The 15310-nt window shown below is 61.7% G+C and carries 21 protein-coding genes; 9 read left to right on the top strand and 12 right to left on the bottom strand.

The window, feature by feature from the left end:
* Window positions 1-50: 50 nt before the first annotated feature.
* Complete coding sequence (locus GQB03_RS14980; protein WP_159691026.1) at window positions 51-785, top strand: hypothetical protein; 735 nt, start codon at window positions 51-53, stop codon at window positions 783-785.
* Here the strand turns inward: GQB03_RS14980 and GQB03_RS14975 are convergent.
* The gene (locus GQB03_RS14975; protein ID WP_235027081.1) at window positions 757-999 is read right to left on the bottom strand and encodes a SlyX family protein; all 243 of its coding nucleotides are present in this window, start codon (window positions 997-999) and stop codon (window positions 757-759) included. The two genes, GQB03_RS14980 and GQB03_RS14975, sit on opposite strands and share 29 nt — an antisense overlap.
* Window positions 996-1820, bottom strand: a complete 825-nt coding sequence (locus GQB03_RS14970) for a nitroreductase family protein (RefSeq protein WP_159691023.1) — start codon at window positions 1818-1820, stop codon at window positions 996-998. Before GQB03_RS14970 ends, GQB03_RS14975 begins: the two co-directional genes overlap by 4 nt.
* A 178-nt stretch (window positions 1821-1998) precedes the next feature.
* On the opposite strand from GQB03_RS14970, the gene GQB03_RS14965 reads away from it, so the two are divergent.
* The gene (locus GQB03_RS14965; RefSeq protein ID WP_159691020.1) at window positions 1999-2613 is read left to right on the top strand and encodes a YitT family protein; all 615 of its coding nucleotides are present in this window, start codon (window positions 1999-2001) and stop codon (window positions 2611-2613) included.
* A gap of 47 nt (window positions 2614-2660) precedes the next feature.
* Here GQB03_RS14965 and GQB03_RS14960 read toward each other — a convergent pair whose 3' ends face one another.
* Window positions 2661-3131: a CreA family protein gene (locus GQB03_RS14960; protein WP_159691017.1), complete on the bottom strand. Its 471-nt coding sequence runs from the start codon at window positions 3129-3131 to the stop codon at window positions 2661-2663.
* Between GQB03_RS14960 and GQB03_RS23490 the strand changes: the two genes are divergently transcribed.
* Entirely contained in the window at window positions 3130-3591 is a 462-nt protein-coding gene (locus GQB03_RS23490) for a DUF2789 domain-containing protein (protein ID WP_327516819.1), read from the top strand. The two genes, GQB03_RS14960 and GQB03_RS23490, sit on opposite strands and share 2 nt — an antisense overlap.
* On the opposite strand, the gene GQB03_RS14950 is transcribed toward GQB03_RS23490, so the two are convergent.
* Window positions 3564-3812, bottom strand: coding sequence for a hypothetical protein (locus GQB03_RS14950; RefSeq protein WP_159691015.1), 249 nt, complete (start codon window positions 3810-3812; stop codon window positions 3564-3566). The genes GQB03_RS23490 and GQB03_RS14950 overlap by 28 nt on opposite strands.
* A 135-nt stretch (window positions 3813-3947) precedes the next feature.
* Between GQB03_RS14950 and GQB03_RS14945 the strand changes: the two genes are divergently transcribed.
* Window positions 3948-5039, top strand: coding sequence for a pseudouridine synthase (locus GQB03_RS14945; RefSeq protein ID WP_159691012.1), 1092 nt, complete (start codon window positions 3948-3950; stop codon window positions 5037-5039).
* A gap of 47 nt (window positions 5040-5086) precedes the next feature.
* Window positions 5087-5296, top strand: coding sequence for a dodecin (locus GQB03_RS14940; RefSeq protein ID WP_159691009.1), 210 nt, complete (start codon window positions 5087-5089; stop codon window positions 5294-5296).
* Between the two features lie 31 nt (window positions 5297-5327).
* Here GQB03_RS14940 and ylqF read toward each other — a convergent pair whose 3' ends face one another.
* A complete protein-coding gene (gene ylqF / locus GQB03_RS14935; protein WP_159691006.1) occupies window positions 5328-6236 on the bottom strand; it encodes a ribosome biogenesis GTPase YlqF in 909 nt (302 codons plus the stop codon).
* Between the two features lie 369 nt (window positions 6237-6605).
* Here ylqF and cspE point away from each other — a divergent pair, with 369 nt between their 5' ends.
* Complete coding sequence (gene cspE, locus GQB03_RS14930) at window positions 6606-6815, top strand: transcription antiterminator/RNA stability regulator CspE (RefSeq protein WP_159691004.1); 210 nt, start codon at window positions 6606-6608, stop codon at window positions 6813-6815.
* A gap of 234 nt (window positions 6816-7049) precedes the next feature.
* Here cspE and GQB03_RS14925 read toward each other — a convergent pair whose 3' ends face one another.
* The 4 genes from GQB03_RS14925 to purT all read right to left on the bottom strand — a co-directional run bounded on the left by GQB03_RS14925 (window position 7050) and on the right by purT (window position 9865).
* Entirely contained in the window at window positions 7050-7754 is a 705-nt protein-coding gene (locus tag GQB03_RS14925) for an RES family NAD+ phosphorylase (RefSeq protein WP_235027080.1), read from the bottom strand.
* A 44-nt stretch (window positions 7755-7798) separates the two neighbouring features.
* Entirely contained in the window at window positions 7799-8161 is a 363-nt protein-coding gene (locus GQB03_RS14920) for an MbcA/ParS/Xre antitoxin family protein (RefSeq protein ID WP_159691001.1), read from the bottom strand.
* Window positions 8162-8237: 76 nt separating this feature from the next.
* Window positions 8238-8657 carry a hypothetical protein gene (locus GQB03_RS14915; protein WP_159690998.1) on the bottom strand — a complete coding sequence of 140 codons (420 nt, stop codon included), beginning with the start codon at window positions 8655-8657 and terminating at the stop codon, window positions 8238-8240.
* Between the two features lie 8 nt (window positions 8658-8665).
* Window positions 8666-9865, bottom strand: coding sequence for a formate-dependent phosphoribosylglycinamide formyltransferase (gene purT, locus GQB03_RS14910; RefSeq protein WP_159690996.1), 1200 nt, complete (start codon window positions 9863-9865; stop codon window positions 8666-8668).
* A 104-nt stretch (window positions 9866-9969) separates the two neighbouring features.
* On the opposite strand from purT, the gene GQB03_RS14905 reads away from it, so the two are divergent.
* Window positions 9970-10668: a glutathione binding-like protein gene (locus GQB03_RS14905; RefSeq protein WP_159690993.1), complete on the top strand. Its 699-nt coding sequence runs from the start codon at window positions 9970-9972 to the stop codon at window positions 10666-10668.
* A 33-nt stretch (window positions 10669-10701) separates the two neighbouring features.
* Here GQB03_RS14905 and GQB03_RS14900 read toward each other — a convergent pair whose 3' ends face one another.
* Window positions 10702-11388: a Crp/Fnr family transcriptional regulator gene (locus GQB03_RS14900; RefSeq protein ID WP_159690990.1), complete on the bottom strand. Its 687-nt coding sequence runs from the start codon at window positions 11386-11388 to the stop codon at window positions 10702-10704.
* A gap of 338 nt (window positions 11389-11726) precedes the next feature.
* On the opposite strand from GQB03_RS14900, the gene GQB03_RS14895 reads away from it, so the two are divergent.
* Window positions 11727-13625: a HAMP domain-containing protein gene (locus tag GQB03_RS14895; RefSeq protein WP_159690988.1), complete on the top strand. Its 1899-nt coding sequence runs from the start codon at window positions 11727-11729 to the stop codon at window positions 13623-13625.
* A complete protein-coding gene (gene narL, locus GQB03_RS14890) occupies window positions 13612-14265 on the top strand; it encodes a two-component system response regulator NarL (protein ID WP_159690985.1) in 654 nt (217 codons plus the stop codon). Before GQB03_RS14895 ends, narL begins: the two co-directional genes overlap by 14 nt.
* Window positions 14266-14340: 75 nt before the next feature.
* Here narL and GQB03_RS14885 read toward each other — a convergent pair whose 3' ends face one another.
* Both GQB03_RS14885 and GQB03_RS14880 read right to left on the bottom strand, forming a co-directional pair.
* Complete coding sequence (locus tag GQB03_RS14885; protein ID WP_159690982.1) at window positions 14341-14880, bottom strand: YaeQ family protein; 540 nt, start codon at window positions 14878-14880, stop codon at window positions 14341-14343.
* 1 nt (window position 14881) lies between these two features.
* The gene (locus GQB03_RS14880; protein WP_159690979.1) at window positions 14882-15271 is read right to left on the bottom strand and encodes a nucleotide pyrophosphohydrolase; all 390 of its coding nucleotides are present in this window, start codon (window positions 15269-15271) and stop codon (window positions 14882-14884) included.
* Window positions 15272-15310: the final 39 nt, after the last annotated feature.

Genomic DNA, 15310 nt, shown 5'->3' with positions numbered 1-15310 from the left:
CGCGATACTGCACAATACCGGCTTCGCCAGCGCCCGGCAGTAGCCGCCTCATGAAACTCGTCCTCGCCATCATTCTTCTCGCGATTGCAGTGCTTGCCGCACCACTCGTGTTCAGTCCGGGCGGCAGTGCGGTCACTGCGACGCCTCCATGGGAAATCGCCACGACTGACGGCGGCAAGAGCCGGGTGTTCGGGCTGACGATTGGCGAAAGCACACTCGGTGATGCCAGACATGCGCTCGGGCAAGACATCGAGATTGCCCTGATCACGGCACCGGGGGAACATGGTTCGCTCGAAGCCTACTACGGCACCTTTGCCGCCGGCATGGTTACCGGAAAACTCGTCCTCACTGCAGCCATTGACGAATCGACACTTTCAGCGATGCTGTCACGTGTCACGAAAACCGAGTTCATGGAAAGCACGACCCGTAAATCCGCGCTCCATCCGGACGATCTCGACAGGGCCTTGAAGCTCAAGATCCGCGCCATCGGCTTCATTCCATCGATCAACCTCGACGAGCAGACCATCATCGCCCGCTTTGGCGAACCCGGGGAGCGCATTCAGGGCCCCGAAGGCGCCGAACACCTGCTTTATCCCGCCAGGGGGCTGGACATCATCGTCGATCCAAAGGGCAAGGAGTTGATGCAGTATGTCGCCCCGGGGGACTTCGATGCCCTGCGGGCACCGCTCGCGCGGGGGCCCGGCCCTGCCGCCCCCGCCGCCGATACTGTGGAAGAAGCAAAGGCGCCCCCTCCGATCAGTAGTGAGGCGGAATCTCGTCCTTGAGGTTGCGCGCCTCGCCTGCTCCTGTGTTCCCGGCGACCTGCTCGGCCAAACGCGCCAACTGCTTTTGCAGACGCTCGATATGCTGCTGCTGCCGATACACCGTCAGATTCAGCGTTTCGAGCAAGTCCTCTGCGAAAACCAGCTTGGCTTCGAGCGCCTCGATACGCAGCGACAGCTGCCCAGCGTCGGTATGCACCGGGTCCTGATCGCTCACTTGAGCGGAAACCCGCGGTTCGCAAGCGCTTCCACCAGCCGGTCGCGCCCGGACAGAGTCTCGGGTCCGGCGACGCGCTTGGCGGAGTGATCAGCCCAACTACCCCGCACATTCATGCCCTGCTCTTCGTAAAAGCGCGCCATCGCGGCGTTGTAACGGGCAATGCCCTCATCCTGCGCCGGCAGATCGTAGGTCTCGCGGTGCAGAACCACCGGTTGGGGGGGCCGTGGTTTGATGCTGGCCGGTTTCGAATCATCCTCGTACCCGATGCACATGCCGAATACGGCAACCACCCTCGGTGGCAGCCCGAGCACTTCGGCTACTTCTTCGGGCTTGTTGCGCATCCCGCCGATATAGACCAGCGAGAGGCCCAAGGACTCTGCGGCAACGGCAGCGTTCTGGGCGGCCAGTGATGCATCGATGACGCCGACCATCAGCATTTCCGTGTAATCGAGCGCAGCGGAGGGTCGGCTGACGGACTGCGCAACGTGTTCCAGCCGCGCCAGATCGGCGAGCCACACGAGTTGCAGCGGGGCATCTTCGATGTGCTTCTGATTGCCCGCGAGCGCTGCAAGACGGGCCTTGCGTGCCTCGTCGCGAACCGCCACCACGCTCCATGCCTGCAGATTCGATGAACTCGCGGCGGATTGCGCGGCCGCAATGATCGCTTCGAGCTGATCGTCACTGACAGCCCGGTCAGGCGCATAGGCTCTCACCGAACGGTGCCGCAGCAGCAGTTCGATCATTGGATTGTTCGCGGTGGGAGATTGCGCGTTGGCGTCGCCATAGCGGCTTTGATAGAGACTCTGAAGATTGCTCATGCGTGTTTCCATGCAATTATCCGGGGACAGGACCCGATTCTAGCCGGGATGGCTACCTCGACGAGTCTTCGCGCTCGCCGATCGACCCGCCCGAAGGAACCCGTCCCTCACTTTGCATCACGTCGTCGAAGCGCAAATCGGCGAGAATCCCAGACCGAAGCAAGAAAGTATCGCTGCCATGAACCAGGCTGTTCCGCACAACGATGAGCACTCTCTTCTCGAGGACGTCCAGGCCCTGCTGTTCGGAAGCCTGTTCGTCGCGATGGCCGTCGTGTTGTTCCGCCAGGCCGGCCTGTTCACCGGTGGCACAGCCGGTCTGGCTTTCCTGGTTCATTACCTGAGCGGGTTTCCGTTCGGAGCGGTCTTCTTCGTGGTCAATCTTCCGTTCTACATCTTCGCGATCCGCGCCCTGGGTTGGATATTCACCTTCAAGACCTTCCTCGCGGTCGCGCTGCTGTCGATCTACAGCGAGTGGTTGCCGCGCCTCATCGAAATCGGCTCCATCGACCCTTACTTCGCAGCCGTGATGGGAGGCCTGCTTGCGGGCACCGGGTTGTTGATGCTGATACGCCATCGTGCCAGCCTCGGCGGCATCGGCGTGCTGGCCATTCACCTGCAGCGCACCCGGGGATGGCGTGCTGGCAAGGTACAGATGGCCGCCGACTGCCTCATCGTCGGTCTATCCATCTTCGTGGTGCCGCCCAAGGCAGTCCTGATTTCAGTGCTCGGCGCAATCGCGGTAAACGTCGTGATCGCGGTCAATCACCGGCCGGGGCGCTACATGGGCATGTAGCGGGAGGGGGCGCTGGTTGACTCCACCGCGCCCTCGAACAACTCGGACTAGCGTTTGACCGGAATCGGCATCGCCCTGTCCACCGTCACCGCGGTCACCGAATTCTTCGCGCTGCCCGAAATCACGCGATCCGAATAGGTCAGGTACACCAGCGTATTGCGCGCCACATCGACCATCCTGACCACATGCAAGGTCTTGAAGATCAGTGACCTTCGCTCGCTGAAGGCGTCCTCCTTGAGGGGTACGGACTCCTTGAAGTGGATCGGCCCGACCTGACGGCACGCGATCGAGACGTCCGACACTTCCTCCGCCACGCCGAACGCGCCGGCCACCCCACCGCGTTCCGGCTTGGCGACATAGCAGGCCACCCCATCGACCTTCGGATCGTCGATAACCTCGACGACCAGCTTGTGGGACCCCGTAAGCTTCCACTCGGTATTCACCGACCCGATATCCTCGGCACAAGCAAGCGGAACGAGAAAGCTCGCGAGAACAAGAAAAATGAATTGCTTTTGCATGAACAGTCCGACCTGTGTCTATAAAGTAATGGCAGCATTGGCACTGGTAGAGCGAATCCCGGACCTGCGTGGCCGGGTGCCTGCCCGCCAAAGGATATCCGAGAGACCCGGCAGGAGCGAATCGCTGGCCGCGCCCCGACTGGCGCATCGCCCGCCAAAAGAACTTGAACCGCCCGCAAAATCACAGGTCAGTTCCGCTATCCCCAACCGCAGTAAAGGAGCCAGCATGGAAACGCCGATCCACAGCATCAACAATCTCTTCGCTCAATTGGGTTTGCCGTCCGACACGGCCGCGATCGACAATTTCATTGCACAACACCGGCCGCTGGCATCGGGCATCGAGCTCGCCGATGCGCCTTTCTGGTCTGGCGCGCAGGCAAGTTTCCTGCGCGAGGAGGTCCGCGAGGACGCAGACTGGGCCGAGATCGTGGATCAGCTGGACGCGCGACTGCGGGGCTGATCCGCCCCGACGGGCGAATCGCCGAGCGCAAGCCAGCGAACCCACTGGCCACAGGCATTGCGCACGCCCCGTGGCGTGCCATGCCACGGTCCCTCGGTGCACAGTCCCTTGGCAGCATCGTCCTGAACGAACACGTGATCGGGCACCGAAGCCGGCACGCGTTCCCCGGCCCAGCGATTGCATGACACGCAGCGACGCGCGCTGGCCGGATGGTCACTCATTTGCGCAATCCACCGTCAAGGCAGGCGCCGGAGCGCATGGGTCGTCGTAATCGCGGCACAAACCTGTCGCACGGACTACGGCCGCGAAGGAATCTGACGTAAAGTGCACGGCTCGCATCGAAGCAGCAACAGCCCATGTCTCGCAACACCCTGAAACTCCCCAAAAAATCCGCGCAGGAGGCTCCCGGATCCGACGGCCGCAAGCCTGCCCGACGGCCTATCCGTGGCGGCTCCCAGGTCCGCAAGCCACCACCGCCGCGCCCGGAGCGCCCTGACGATGCTGAGCATACACGTGGACGGCGTCCCGCCGGCTCCGGCCCTGCCCGGGACGAAGGGCGTGTCGAGCGTACCGGTCGCCGGGACGAGCGCCCGGCACGGCCACGCGTCCAGGAAAAATCGCCGCGGCCTGCACGATCGGACCGTAACGCCCGTACCGAGGAGCGATCTTCCCCACGCGCAGCCGAGCGGCCACATTCCGATGCCGGCCGCAGCGAACCGGATCTTCCCCGCCTGTCCAAGGTCCTCTCCGAGCGGGGAATCTGCTCCCGCCGCGAAGCCGACGACTGGATCGAGAACGGCTGGGTGCGCGTCGATGGCGAAGTGATCGACACACTCGGTTCGCGCGTGCGCAGCGACGCCTTCATCGAGATTCACGACGACGCGATGCGCAGCCAGGCTGAACTCGTGACCATTCTCGTCAACAAGCCGATCGGTTACGTATCGGGGCAGGCCGAAGACGGCTACGAACCCGCGTCCGTACTCGTGCAACCCGAGAACCGCTGGTCGGAAGACAATACGCCGATCAACTTCAAGCCGGCTCACGTGCGCCGGCTGGCGCCGGCCGGACGTCTCGACATCGATTCAACCGGCTTGCTGGTCCTCACCCAGGACGGTCGCGTGGCGCGCTGGCTGATCGGCGAGGACTCGACCGTCGAAAAGGAGTATCTCGTGCGTGTCGAGGGCGAGCTATCGTCCGAAAGCTTGAAGTTACTAAATCATGGCCTGAGCCTGGACGGCGTCAAACTCAAGCCAGCCAAGGTCTCGTGGCAGAACGAAGACCAGTTGCGTTTCGTTCTTCGCGAAGGCCGCAAGCGCCAGATCCGCCGCATGTGCGAGCTTGTCGGCCTGAAGGTGGTGGGCCTCAAGCGCGTCAGGATCGGCAGGGTCTCACTGGGCCAGTTGCCGGTCGGTCATTGGCGTTACCTGCGGCGCGACGAGAAGTTCTGAAGCAAGGACCTATACTGACTGAACATCCCCACAACGAGGCAATGAAGATGTCCAGCCATGTTTACAAACTCGTGGAACTCGTCGGATCGTCGCCCATCGGGGTGGACGATGCCATCCGCAACGCCATCGAAACCGCCGCCGCGACGGTCCGCCACATGGATTGGTATGAGGTGACCGAGATCCGCGGTCATATCGAAAACGGCAAGCTCGCCCATCATCAGGTGAAACTGAAAGTCGGCTTCCGCCTCGAGAGCTGAGTCGCACGACGAGCCCCCCTTCCGGACGACGTCATTCGCTTGCCGGCCGTGCGCTGGACGCTGCGTCCTCAACCCGCCGGGCATGAGCGGCAAGCATGACCTGACGGGTGTCGGGCGTTTCCAGACTGATCCGGCCGATGGCCCCGCTACGGTAATCGTTCAGCAGGATCAGCGCGGCCTTTTCCAGATCGAGTCCGCCGCCCTTGATTCTGCACCCGCGCCGCGCGGCGACTGCCTCGACAAGAGCCTGCCCGTCCATTGTGCTGACTGAAATGCCGTAGCGTTTCTCAAGCTCCGGCGAGTAGCGTGCAAGCAGGATGCATCCAAGCTCGACCGCGACTTCCTCGTCGATGACCGCATTCCGGCCGATTGCATGGCTCGCGGCAAGCATGTAGCCGTCACTGTCATGCTCGATCTTGGGCCACATCATGCCGGGGGTGTCGATCAAGGCCATCCTAGGGCTAAGATCGAAGCGCTGCTGCTGCTTTGTCACAGCCGGTTCGTCACCCACCTTGGCTACACGACGCTTGAGCAAGGCGTTCATCAGTGTGGACTTTCCGACGTTGGGAATACCCATGATCATCATGCGCAGCGGTTTCGTACCATCGTCGCGATGCGGTGCCAACGACTGGCAGAGTGCGGGTACACGACTGGCGTCACCCGCCTTCTTGCACGACAACGCCACGGCCTTCACACCGGGCTGGTGGTTATAGTGCGCGAGCCATGCTTCGGTCACGACCGGATCAGCAAGATCCGCCTTGTTGAGTACCTTCAGACAGGGGCGCTGCCGATGGCGACGCAGATCGCCGATCATCGGGTTGCAGCTCGCTTCGGGAATGCGTGCATCCAATACTTCGATCACTACATCAACCACTGCCATCGTTTCGGCAGCCTTGCGCCGTGCCGAGGTCATGTGCCCGGGAAACCACTGAATTGCCATTTTTGCCTGCGCTAGTCCGTGAGGCGAGATTATCCCATCACTTGCCGTCCGTAACGCGATCAAGAGTTCACCGAATCGCAGCTCGGCAGAACGGACCCGCAGCGCCGACCTTTCCAAACAGTATGCGTCTGCGGACGGAGCGGGCGCCACGCTCCATCAAGGGGCACGTCGCTCAAGGCGAGAAAATCCGCCACCTCCGGTAAAAAACGTGTATCTTGTGCGCGCGGTCGTATCAAGTGGTAAGTCATTGCGGTGTGTTTCCAGCGGTTGGGTCGTTTTGCGCTCCAGTTTGAATCCCCCAGTAACGCGTCTTGATCGTTCCTGCACCTAGGCGAATCGCCTTAATTCTTTTTGAATGGAACGCAAATAATGAGCACTCAAACCGGTACCGTGAAATGGTTCAACGACTCCAAGGGCTTCGGCTTCATCACCCCCGATCAGGGCGGTGACGATCTCTTCGCACATTTCCGCGAGATCCAGAGCAGCGGCTTCAAAACCCTGGCTGAAAACCAGCGCGTCGAGTTCGAAGTCAAGCAGGGCCCCAAAGGCATGCAGGCCTCGAACATTCGTCCGCTGTAACAGGCACTCGCGACGGATTCGAAAAAACGCGGCGAAAGCCGCGTTTTTGTTTTTGCTGGGCGCTCCGAAACGCAGTCCGTGGTCAGCACACTTGGCCGGTAGGTCGTCACGTAACGGGCCGAGACGGGAGCGCGGTATCTGCGCCTTGTGGAAAGCTCCACCAATGCAGGCAGGCTGTCCTCCGGTGGGGACGCAATCGAGACGCGCCCGATGACGAGCCGCGAGTTGATGAATCTAAGTGGCGGGCATCGGCAGAGCTCCGTCCACCAGAAATGTCTCCAGCCGATGACGAAGCACCTGACGGTTATCGGCGCAATAGAAATCGACACCGGAAGCCGTGGTTTCACACAGCCAGTTCTCCGAGAATAACGGCCGAAGAACGGACAGCACCGCAGAACTGAAAATGCCTACATTCGTACCACCGCCCGGGTCGCGGGCCGAACGGAACTCGAAGGCCTCCACACCCTCGTTTCGCATACGCGTACCGAGCGCCTGGGTCGCCCGATAGTCAACCGGGTCGGCCAGCTGCTCTCGAAAGGTGTCAAACGGAGGTTTCTGAAGCCGCAAGCCTCGCTCGGTACGAAAACGCGCCCCGAACATCGTGTGCTGGGTCTTCAAGGCTAGCTTGGGCGGCTCGGTCATTCCGGACCAGAAGAGCAGCCGGTAGTATGCCGCTTCGGCAAGAACCGTCTCGCTTGTCCGCGATGCGTAAAGCAGGCTCGGCTCGAAACGCGACCCGAATCGGGAGCCATGGCGAAGCGGTGGGTACCTGAAAGGCGTGCTCAACAGATAATGAAGTTTTCCGCACCCGGAAGGCAGCGGCGGCTTGCTCGATTCGAGTAGAGATTCGAGCAGAGCCTGCTCCTCGAGCGAGGAAACGAGTCGGTTGGTGGCGACCTGCTCCTGGGACTCCACGATCCGTCGGAAATCGCCACCCAACGCTTGCTCGACCACCTGTTGGGCGCAGGCATCCCAGATCGTGCTCAGACCTTGCCTCGTATCGCGTCGAGGTATTCCACCACCCGCGAAAGCCCTGCCACACCACGAATCTGCTCCGCGGGAACGCCCCCCGTATGCAGGTTGGCAGTGTGCATCCAGTGGCGCATCTGAGTGATATCGCCACCGACCAGCGCAAACAGGCTCCGATAAGCGCGGATCAGGAGCAGCGCCAGTTCGCCCGTCTTGCTACCTGGATCGATACCGGCACGGCGGCTGAAAGCGGTCCTGTCGCGGCCGACGACCGCCCCTATCTCACTCTGCGATAGGCCGAGGTCCTTACCGGCATTGAGCAGCGCAACCAAAAGCACGGCAGACGGATCCGGATTCTGGATCTGAAGTGTCGACATTGAAACCTCACGCTGGCATTTGCGTCATCTTATACCAAAAAAGTGCAAATGCAGCACACGAGGATCACGAGGCGCCTCACGGAGCGCACGCTGTAGACGGCTTAACCGATCGCGGCACCCCATTCCGGTCGAGCACGAGGGCTACGCAGCTACCGTCCGCCAGAGCCTCACTCCCAGTGTCCCGCACCTCCAGCACCCGACCGTCCTGCAAACGCACCGTGTATTGCCGCCCGACGTTTCTGGCACTCCCCCGGAACAGCTGCCCCAGGTCGACATTGACGCCCAATCCGAAGATCGTGCCGCCCCCCGACCCACCGGCCGCGCCTACGCCAACACTGACACCACCACCGCCCGGCACACCTTCGACGAGAATCCGCTGCGAGACCACAACGCCCAACACGGCATCCTCCTGCCCGTCCTGCCACAGGTTCGCACATCCGCCAAGCCCGGCGGAGAAGATCACAGCCAAGATCACGTCGCGCATGGCGATCTTCATCGATTCGCTTACCCTTGCACCGGCTTGACCAGGCTCGCAGCCAGGCAGGCCCGACGACGCGCCTCCGCGACATCGTCCGCATTGGCCACCGCGACCCCCATGCGTCGCCGCTCGAAGGCTTCCGGCTTGCCGAACAGGCGGACATCGCTTCGCGGAACGGCCAGTGCTTCGGCGATACCCTCGAATGCGATCCCTGCCGCATTCATCCCTCCGTAGATGACTGCAGACGCCCCCGGCTCACGCAACGACACGTCAACCGGCAGGCCGAGAATGGCCCTCGCATGCAGTTCGAATTCGGAGAAGCGTTGCGAGCAAAGCGTCACGAGACCGGTGTCATGAGGACGCGGACTGACCTCGGAAAACCAGACCTCGTCCCCCTTGACGAACAACTCCACGCCGAACAGGCCCCGCCCGCCCAGATCGGCAGTCACTGCAGCCGCGATTTTCTCCGCGCGCTGCCGAGCAAGCGGCGTCATTGCCTGCGGCTGCCAGGATTCGACGTAATCGCCCGAGACCTGCCGGTGCCCGACCGGTTCGCAGAAATACGTACCGATCACCCCGGTCCCATCGTTTGCCCGGACGGTGAGCAGCGTGATCTCGTATTCGAAGTCGACGAATCCCTCGACGATCACCCTTCCCCGATCCACCCTGCTGCCAGCTGCTGCATGGGCCCAGGCCGTGGTGATGTCATCGGGCCCGGTGAGCAGCGACTGCCCCTTGCCCGAAGATGACATCACCGGTTTGACAAGACAGGGGTAGCCGATTCCACCTTCGATCGCGCCACGCAGCTCGTCTTCGCTATCCGCAAACCGAAACGGGGACGTCGGCAGGCCAAGCGTCTCGGCGGCGAGACGGCGAATTCCTTCGCGATCCATCGTCAGGCGCGCCGCGCGCGCCGTAGGAATCACTTCCGCGAGCCCCTCGGCCTCGATCTGAAGCAGGGTTTCCGTTGCGATCGCTTCGATCTCCGGCACGATCAGGTGCGGTCTCTCCGCTTCGACAAGTGCCCTCAACGCGGCTCCGTCGGTCATCGAAATGACATGCGCGCGATGCGCGACCTGATGGCCCGGGGCATCGGGATAGCGATCAACCGCAATCACCTCGACACCGAGGCGCTGCAGCGCGATGATGACTTCCTTGCCGAGCTCCCCGGCACCAAGCAACATCACCCGCAGCGCCGTCGGCGAAAGTGGTGTTCCGAATCTCATGAGGCCTCCCTGTAATTCCGGCCGATCATAGCATCGCGCAAACACCAGGCGACACGACCGGGGATCGCCCAAATACGCACGCTTCAACAATGAGGAACGACACCATGATCGATCTCTACTACTGGACGACCCCAAACGGTCACAAGATCACCCTTTTTCTGGAAGAAAGCGGCCTCCCCTACACCATCAGGCCAATAAACATCTCCCGGGGCGAACAATTCGATCCCGATTTTCTCCGGATAGCCCCCAACAACCGGATCCCGGCCATCGTGGACCATGAGCCTTCCGATGGCGGCGAACCGTTATCAGTGTTCGAATCGGGGGCCATACTGCAGTATCTCGCGGAGAAGACAGGAAAATTCCTGCCCTCTGGATCGCGCGCCCGCATCGAGGCAATGCAGTGGGTCTTCTGGCAGATGGGAGGACTTGGACCAATGGCGGGACAAAACCATCACTTCGTTCAATACGCGCCCGAGCCCATCGCTTACGCGATCGATCGTTACGTGAAGGAGACCGCGCGCCTGTACGCGGTGCTCGACCGTCAGCTCGCGGGGCGGGAATTCATCGTCGGCGAATATTCGATTGCCGACATGGCATGCTATCCGTGGATCGTTCCCCACGAGCGTCAACGGCAGAACCTGGGCGACTTCCCGAATCTCAAGCGCTGGTTTGATTCGATTGCGGCGCGGCCGGCGACGATTCGCGCTTACGAGCTGGCCGAATCGATCAACAGGGCCCCGGTGATGGATGATGAAGCCAAGCGCGTAATGTTTGGCCAGGATGCCAGCACCATCAGGCGATAGACGGACAGACCGAAACGCCCGCTCGGCATGATATCAACCGGCGCAGGCACGCAACAGATGCTGGCTCATGACCTCGATGCAACGCCCCTGCGAGCGGATCAGTCCGTCCCTTGTCAGACGGCCGAGAACGCGAGAAAACGTTTCCGGCGTGACATTCAGCTGGGCCGCGATCTCCTGTTTGTTCGCGGCCAGTTGCAGTTCATATCGCTCGGATGACGTCGGGGCATGCTGCACGAGGTAATATGCGACCCGCTGGATACTGTTGCGCTGTACGCAATTCTCCATGCTCTCCATCAACGCATCCATACGGCCGCTCAAGCTCCGCAGCAAGGCGCGGGCAAGCGTGCAATCGGCCGCCATCACTTCGTCGAGCGTCTGCTTTCGCAACCGCAAGCCGACGGTATCGCGGGTACCCTGGGCGGAGAAGCGCCTCGGGCCGGGGAGCAGCACGCATTCCTCGCCGAAGCTTTCACCATCGCTTACCGTGCTGATCAGTTTCTCGGTGCCATTGGCTGACAGGAAGAACAGTTTTATCTCACCCTCGATCACCAGATGCACGCCGTCCGCCGAATCTCCCTTGTGGAACAGCATTTCGCCCCGCGATATACGATAGAGGCTGGCGCCCGCCTGCAATTCCTGAAGCGTGTCGGCATCCAGCGAACCGAACTGATCCAGCCCTGAAAGAACGTGACAAACAGGATCCTTGCTTTGCGGACACATGACTTCTCTGCACTCCCCGTGCTGATCCAGGATTGGTTGCCGGAGTGTAGAAAGCATCCGCGCGCGCGCGAAGGGGCGCCATCTCCGTCTCCTCCACTCGGACTACCACTTTCGAGGTACATGCGCACGACGCCAAACGATTGTTTTAATGAACCTTCATTTGCACCCCAGCAGTGGGAGTCAATTGGCATCGATGCGGAGGGGGTATCCCCAATACCCCGCAGCTTGCAAGCTTCTGCAGGACCATCTGAGAGAGAATCGAGCAAATCGCAATGAACCCGAGAATGCCGCTCCGTCCGGCGCCCGACTGGCGCCATTCCATCGTCAGCAGAACATCCATGGCCGTCGCCGCCATAGCGATGGTCGGTTTGATCGTGATCGCGGCCTCCGAGCGCATCGCGGAGCGGGTACAAGGTAGCGGGATCGCCATCAACGTTGCCGGCAGCCTGCGCCACAAGAGTCATCGTCTGGCCAATCTGGCACTCACTGCGGAAGACGCACCGGGGCGTCAGCGAGTAGTGGCTGAAATTGCCGCCTTCGACACCGAAATCGCCTCCGACACGCTGCGCGGGGCGATCAAGCGAGTTTCGTCCAGATCGATGGACACCAGCTACGAAAAGGTAAAGCAGACCTGGAGTGGGGTCGTGAAGCCACACATTCTGCGCTTTGCAAACGGAGCCTCAACCGTATCGAAGGACGGCCCGGCGCTGATCGCTGAAATTGACCTGCTCGTATCCACCATCAATGAGTTCGTCGAGCACCTCGAGCTCGACGCCGAGAACCGTATTCGCCAGTTGCGGCTGACGCTGGCCGCAGCGCTGGCACTTATCCTGATTCTGCTCATGCCGACCCTGGTGCTGCTGCATCGCCGCGTCGCCTTACCGATGGAGCAGTTGGTCGCCGGAGCCGAACGCGTGGCACGCGGCGATTTCGAATCACCCATCCGTTACCAAAACCATGATGAGCTGGGGCACCTGGCCGAGTCGTTCAATCTGATGTCATCGCAGCTGGCTTCGCTCTGCGGACGGATGGAACAACAGGTCGCGGCAAAGACGGCAGAACTGAGCCGCAGCAACCGTTCGCTCAAGCTGCTTTATGACTCGATATCCCATCTGTACAACGCGCCCGGCCGGCAGGAAAGTTACCGCAAGGTGCTCGACGATCTGGAGGAGGTTCTGGGCCTGTCCGGCAGCATGCTGTGTCAACTGCCCAAGCATGGCGGCAGCGCATCGATACTTGCCAGTTCGATCGGCAATTGCGATGACCGCAGCGCGGAAGGCTGTCCCCGATGCCCCGAGTTCGACGGCTACATAACCACGCTTGCCCGTCGCGAAAGGCTCCGACCGGCCGTGCCGGCTCGGGCAGGCAATACGGGCCCGGTGCTGCGAGTCCTGCGTCCCGATGGATCCGACACCCGCTTGCGCCAGCTCGCCCTGCGCGATGCCGATCATCATTATGGCGTGCTCCGGGTGCTGCTCGAGGAGCATCATGAACTCGAGGAGTGGCAGGAAATGCTGTTGAACGCAGTCGCCAAGCATATCGGTATCGCGCAGGGTATCTCGTTTCAGTCAGAGCGGGATCGCCTCGTCGCCTTGCAGGAGGAACGCTCGACGATTGCCCGGGAGCTGCACGATTCGCTGGCCCAGTCACTCTCCTACATGAAGATTCAGGCCAGCCTGCTCCAGCCCATGCTCGACTCACCTCAAAGCAGCGCGAAGGCCCGGGTGGTGCTCGGTGACCTGCGTGAAGGCATCAATCTCGCTTATCGTCAGTTGAGGGAATTGCTGTCGACCTTTCGGCTTCGGATGGAGGGAGACTTTCTCGATCTTCTCAATGCGACGGTCGGCGAATACAGCGCACGCAGTGGTGTTCCAATCACCCTCGAGACGCAGCTTCATGGCTGCCATCTCACGCCGAACCAGGAGATTCACGCCCTGCACGTAATACGCGAGGCCCTGTCGAACATGACCCGCCACGCGCGCGCGGCTAACGCCAGCGTCTTGATCGAATACCGGGAAGACGGCGAAGTGATCGCAGTCATCGACGACGACGGAGTCGGCCTTCTCTCGGCGGGCGCCGCACCGGCCGGACACCACGGCACCGCCATCATGAAAGAGCGCGCACTGAGCCTGCGCGGCAGTGTGCAGATCGATCCGCGCCCGGGAGGCGGAACGCGGGTAACGCTACGCTTTCCGGCTACTCAACCGGATACGGAAACCCCTCATGAGCACGCCTGAACCTCACCAGACCGTTCTGCTAGTGGACGATCATCCGTTATTCCGTCGCGGGCTCAGCCAGCTGATCCAGACCATCGCGAGCTTCGCGCTGATCGGCGAGGCTTCCGGCGGCGCGGAGGGCATCGAACTTCAGCAGCGCCTGCAGCCCGATCTGATGTTGCTCGACCTGAACATGCGCGACATCAGCGGCCTCGAGGTGCTCCGGGCCATCAAGGCGACGGATACCGACACCCGCATACTCATCATTACCGTGTCGGACCATGGCGAGGATCTGGTCGCCGCGTTGCGCGCCGGCGCGGATGGCTACCTGCTCAAGGACATGGAACCGGAGCAGATGGTCGACCGCCTCAAAGCGGCCGCGAACGGACAGGTGGTCGTCTCGGACAGCCTTACCCATTTGCTGGCAAGCGCGCTCAGGGGCGAGCCGCGCCCGGAAAGCCCCGAGGACGCGGGGCTCACGGAACAGGAGTTGCGAATCATCGAACGGCTGGCCAGCGGTCTGAGCAACAAGCTCATCGCGCGCGACCTCGATATCGCGGAAGGCACGGTGAAGGTGCACGTCAAACACATTCTTCGCAAACTCAACCTGCGCTCCCGGGTCGAGGCTGCCGTTTGGGCCGTTGGTCATCTGAAGCGTTGAGCCACGGAGGACGCCTCGACCTCCCGACATGTGGGGTCGACCGGACGGCCTTGTCGGAACACCCCCGCCCTTATCTCAGTCCTTGAGTCGCTCGAAGCTCACCTGAACCGCTGAATCCGCGGACGAAAACCACAGTTCGCCATCCTGCACCGTCACCTGCAACTGCATGCCGCGCTCGGCCATGGCTGCAAGCCCGCGCGAGGCCTCTTGCGGAACCGCAAGCACGGTCAGATTATCAAGGCGAGCAAGTGCCGCACGCTGGTTCTGCCACCATACCTCCGCTGCCCGCCCGCCGTAAGCCAGAAGCACCACCCGCTCGGCCCGCCCCGATGCCTTGCGCAGGACGCGCTCGTCAGGCAAACCAACTTCTATCCACAGCCGGATCTCACCGCCGTAGTCCCTGAGCCAAAGGGCGGGTTCGTCTTCGCTCGACAAGCCGCGGCCGAACTCGAGTCGTTCATCCGCGAACAGAGCGAAAGCCAGCACGCGAACCATCATCCGCTCATCGGTCTCCGACGGATGTCTTGCCAACGTAAGGGCGTGTTCGGCGTAGTAGTGCCGATCCAGGTCCGACACACTGAGAACACTCTTGAAAATGGTCGCGCGCAAGGCCATGTCAGTCCTTCTCCGCAGCCCGGGCGACGCTCTTGAGGCGAGTGTATTTCTCGCGTGAGCCGCGGCTCGTCTCGACCGGATACTTGTCCGCATTCTTGATGAGTTTCCGGCGCGCCGCGTCGGCCAGATCGATACCGGTACGATCGGCAATCAGCAACAGATAGAGGAGGATGTCCGCGCACTCGTCGCCAAGCGCCTCTCGGGAAGCGGCCTCTTTTGGCAGCGACTCCACCTCGGCGTCCGAACGCCACTGCGTGAGTTCCAGGAGTTCGGCGGCCTCAAGACTGAGCGAAGTGACCAGGTTGCGAAGAGAATGGAACTGGGCCCAGTCCCGCTCGTCGCGAAACGCGCATACAAGCTCGGTGAGCCCGCGCAATTGATCGTCTTTCATGTTGACGCGCCTTCATTTGCCAGGCCGGCACTATAAACC

Source organism: Cognatazoarcus halotolerans (assembly GCF_009800965.1).
GTDB lineage: Bacteria > Pseudomonadota > Gammaproteobacteria > Burkholderiales > Rhodocyclaceae > Cognatazoarcus > Cognatazoarcus halotolerans.
Note: the sequence above shows the minus strand (reverse complement) of the source record. Positions and strands in the feature narration are given on the sequence as shown.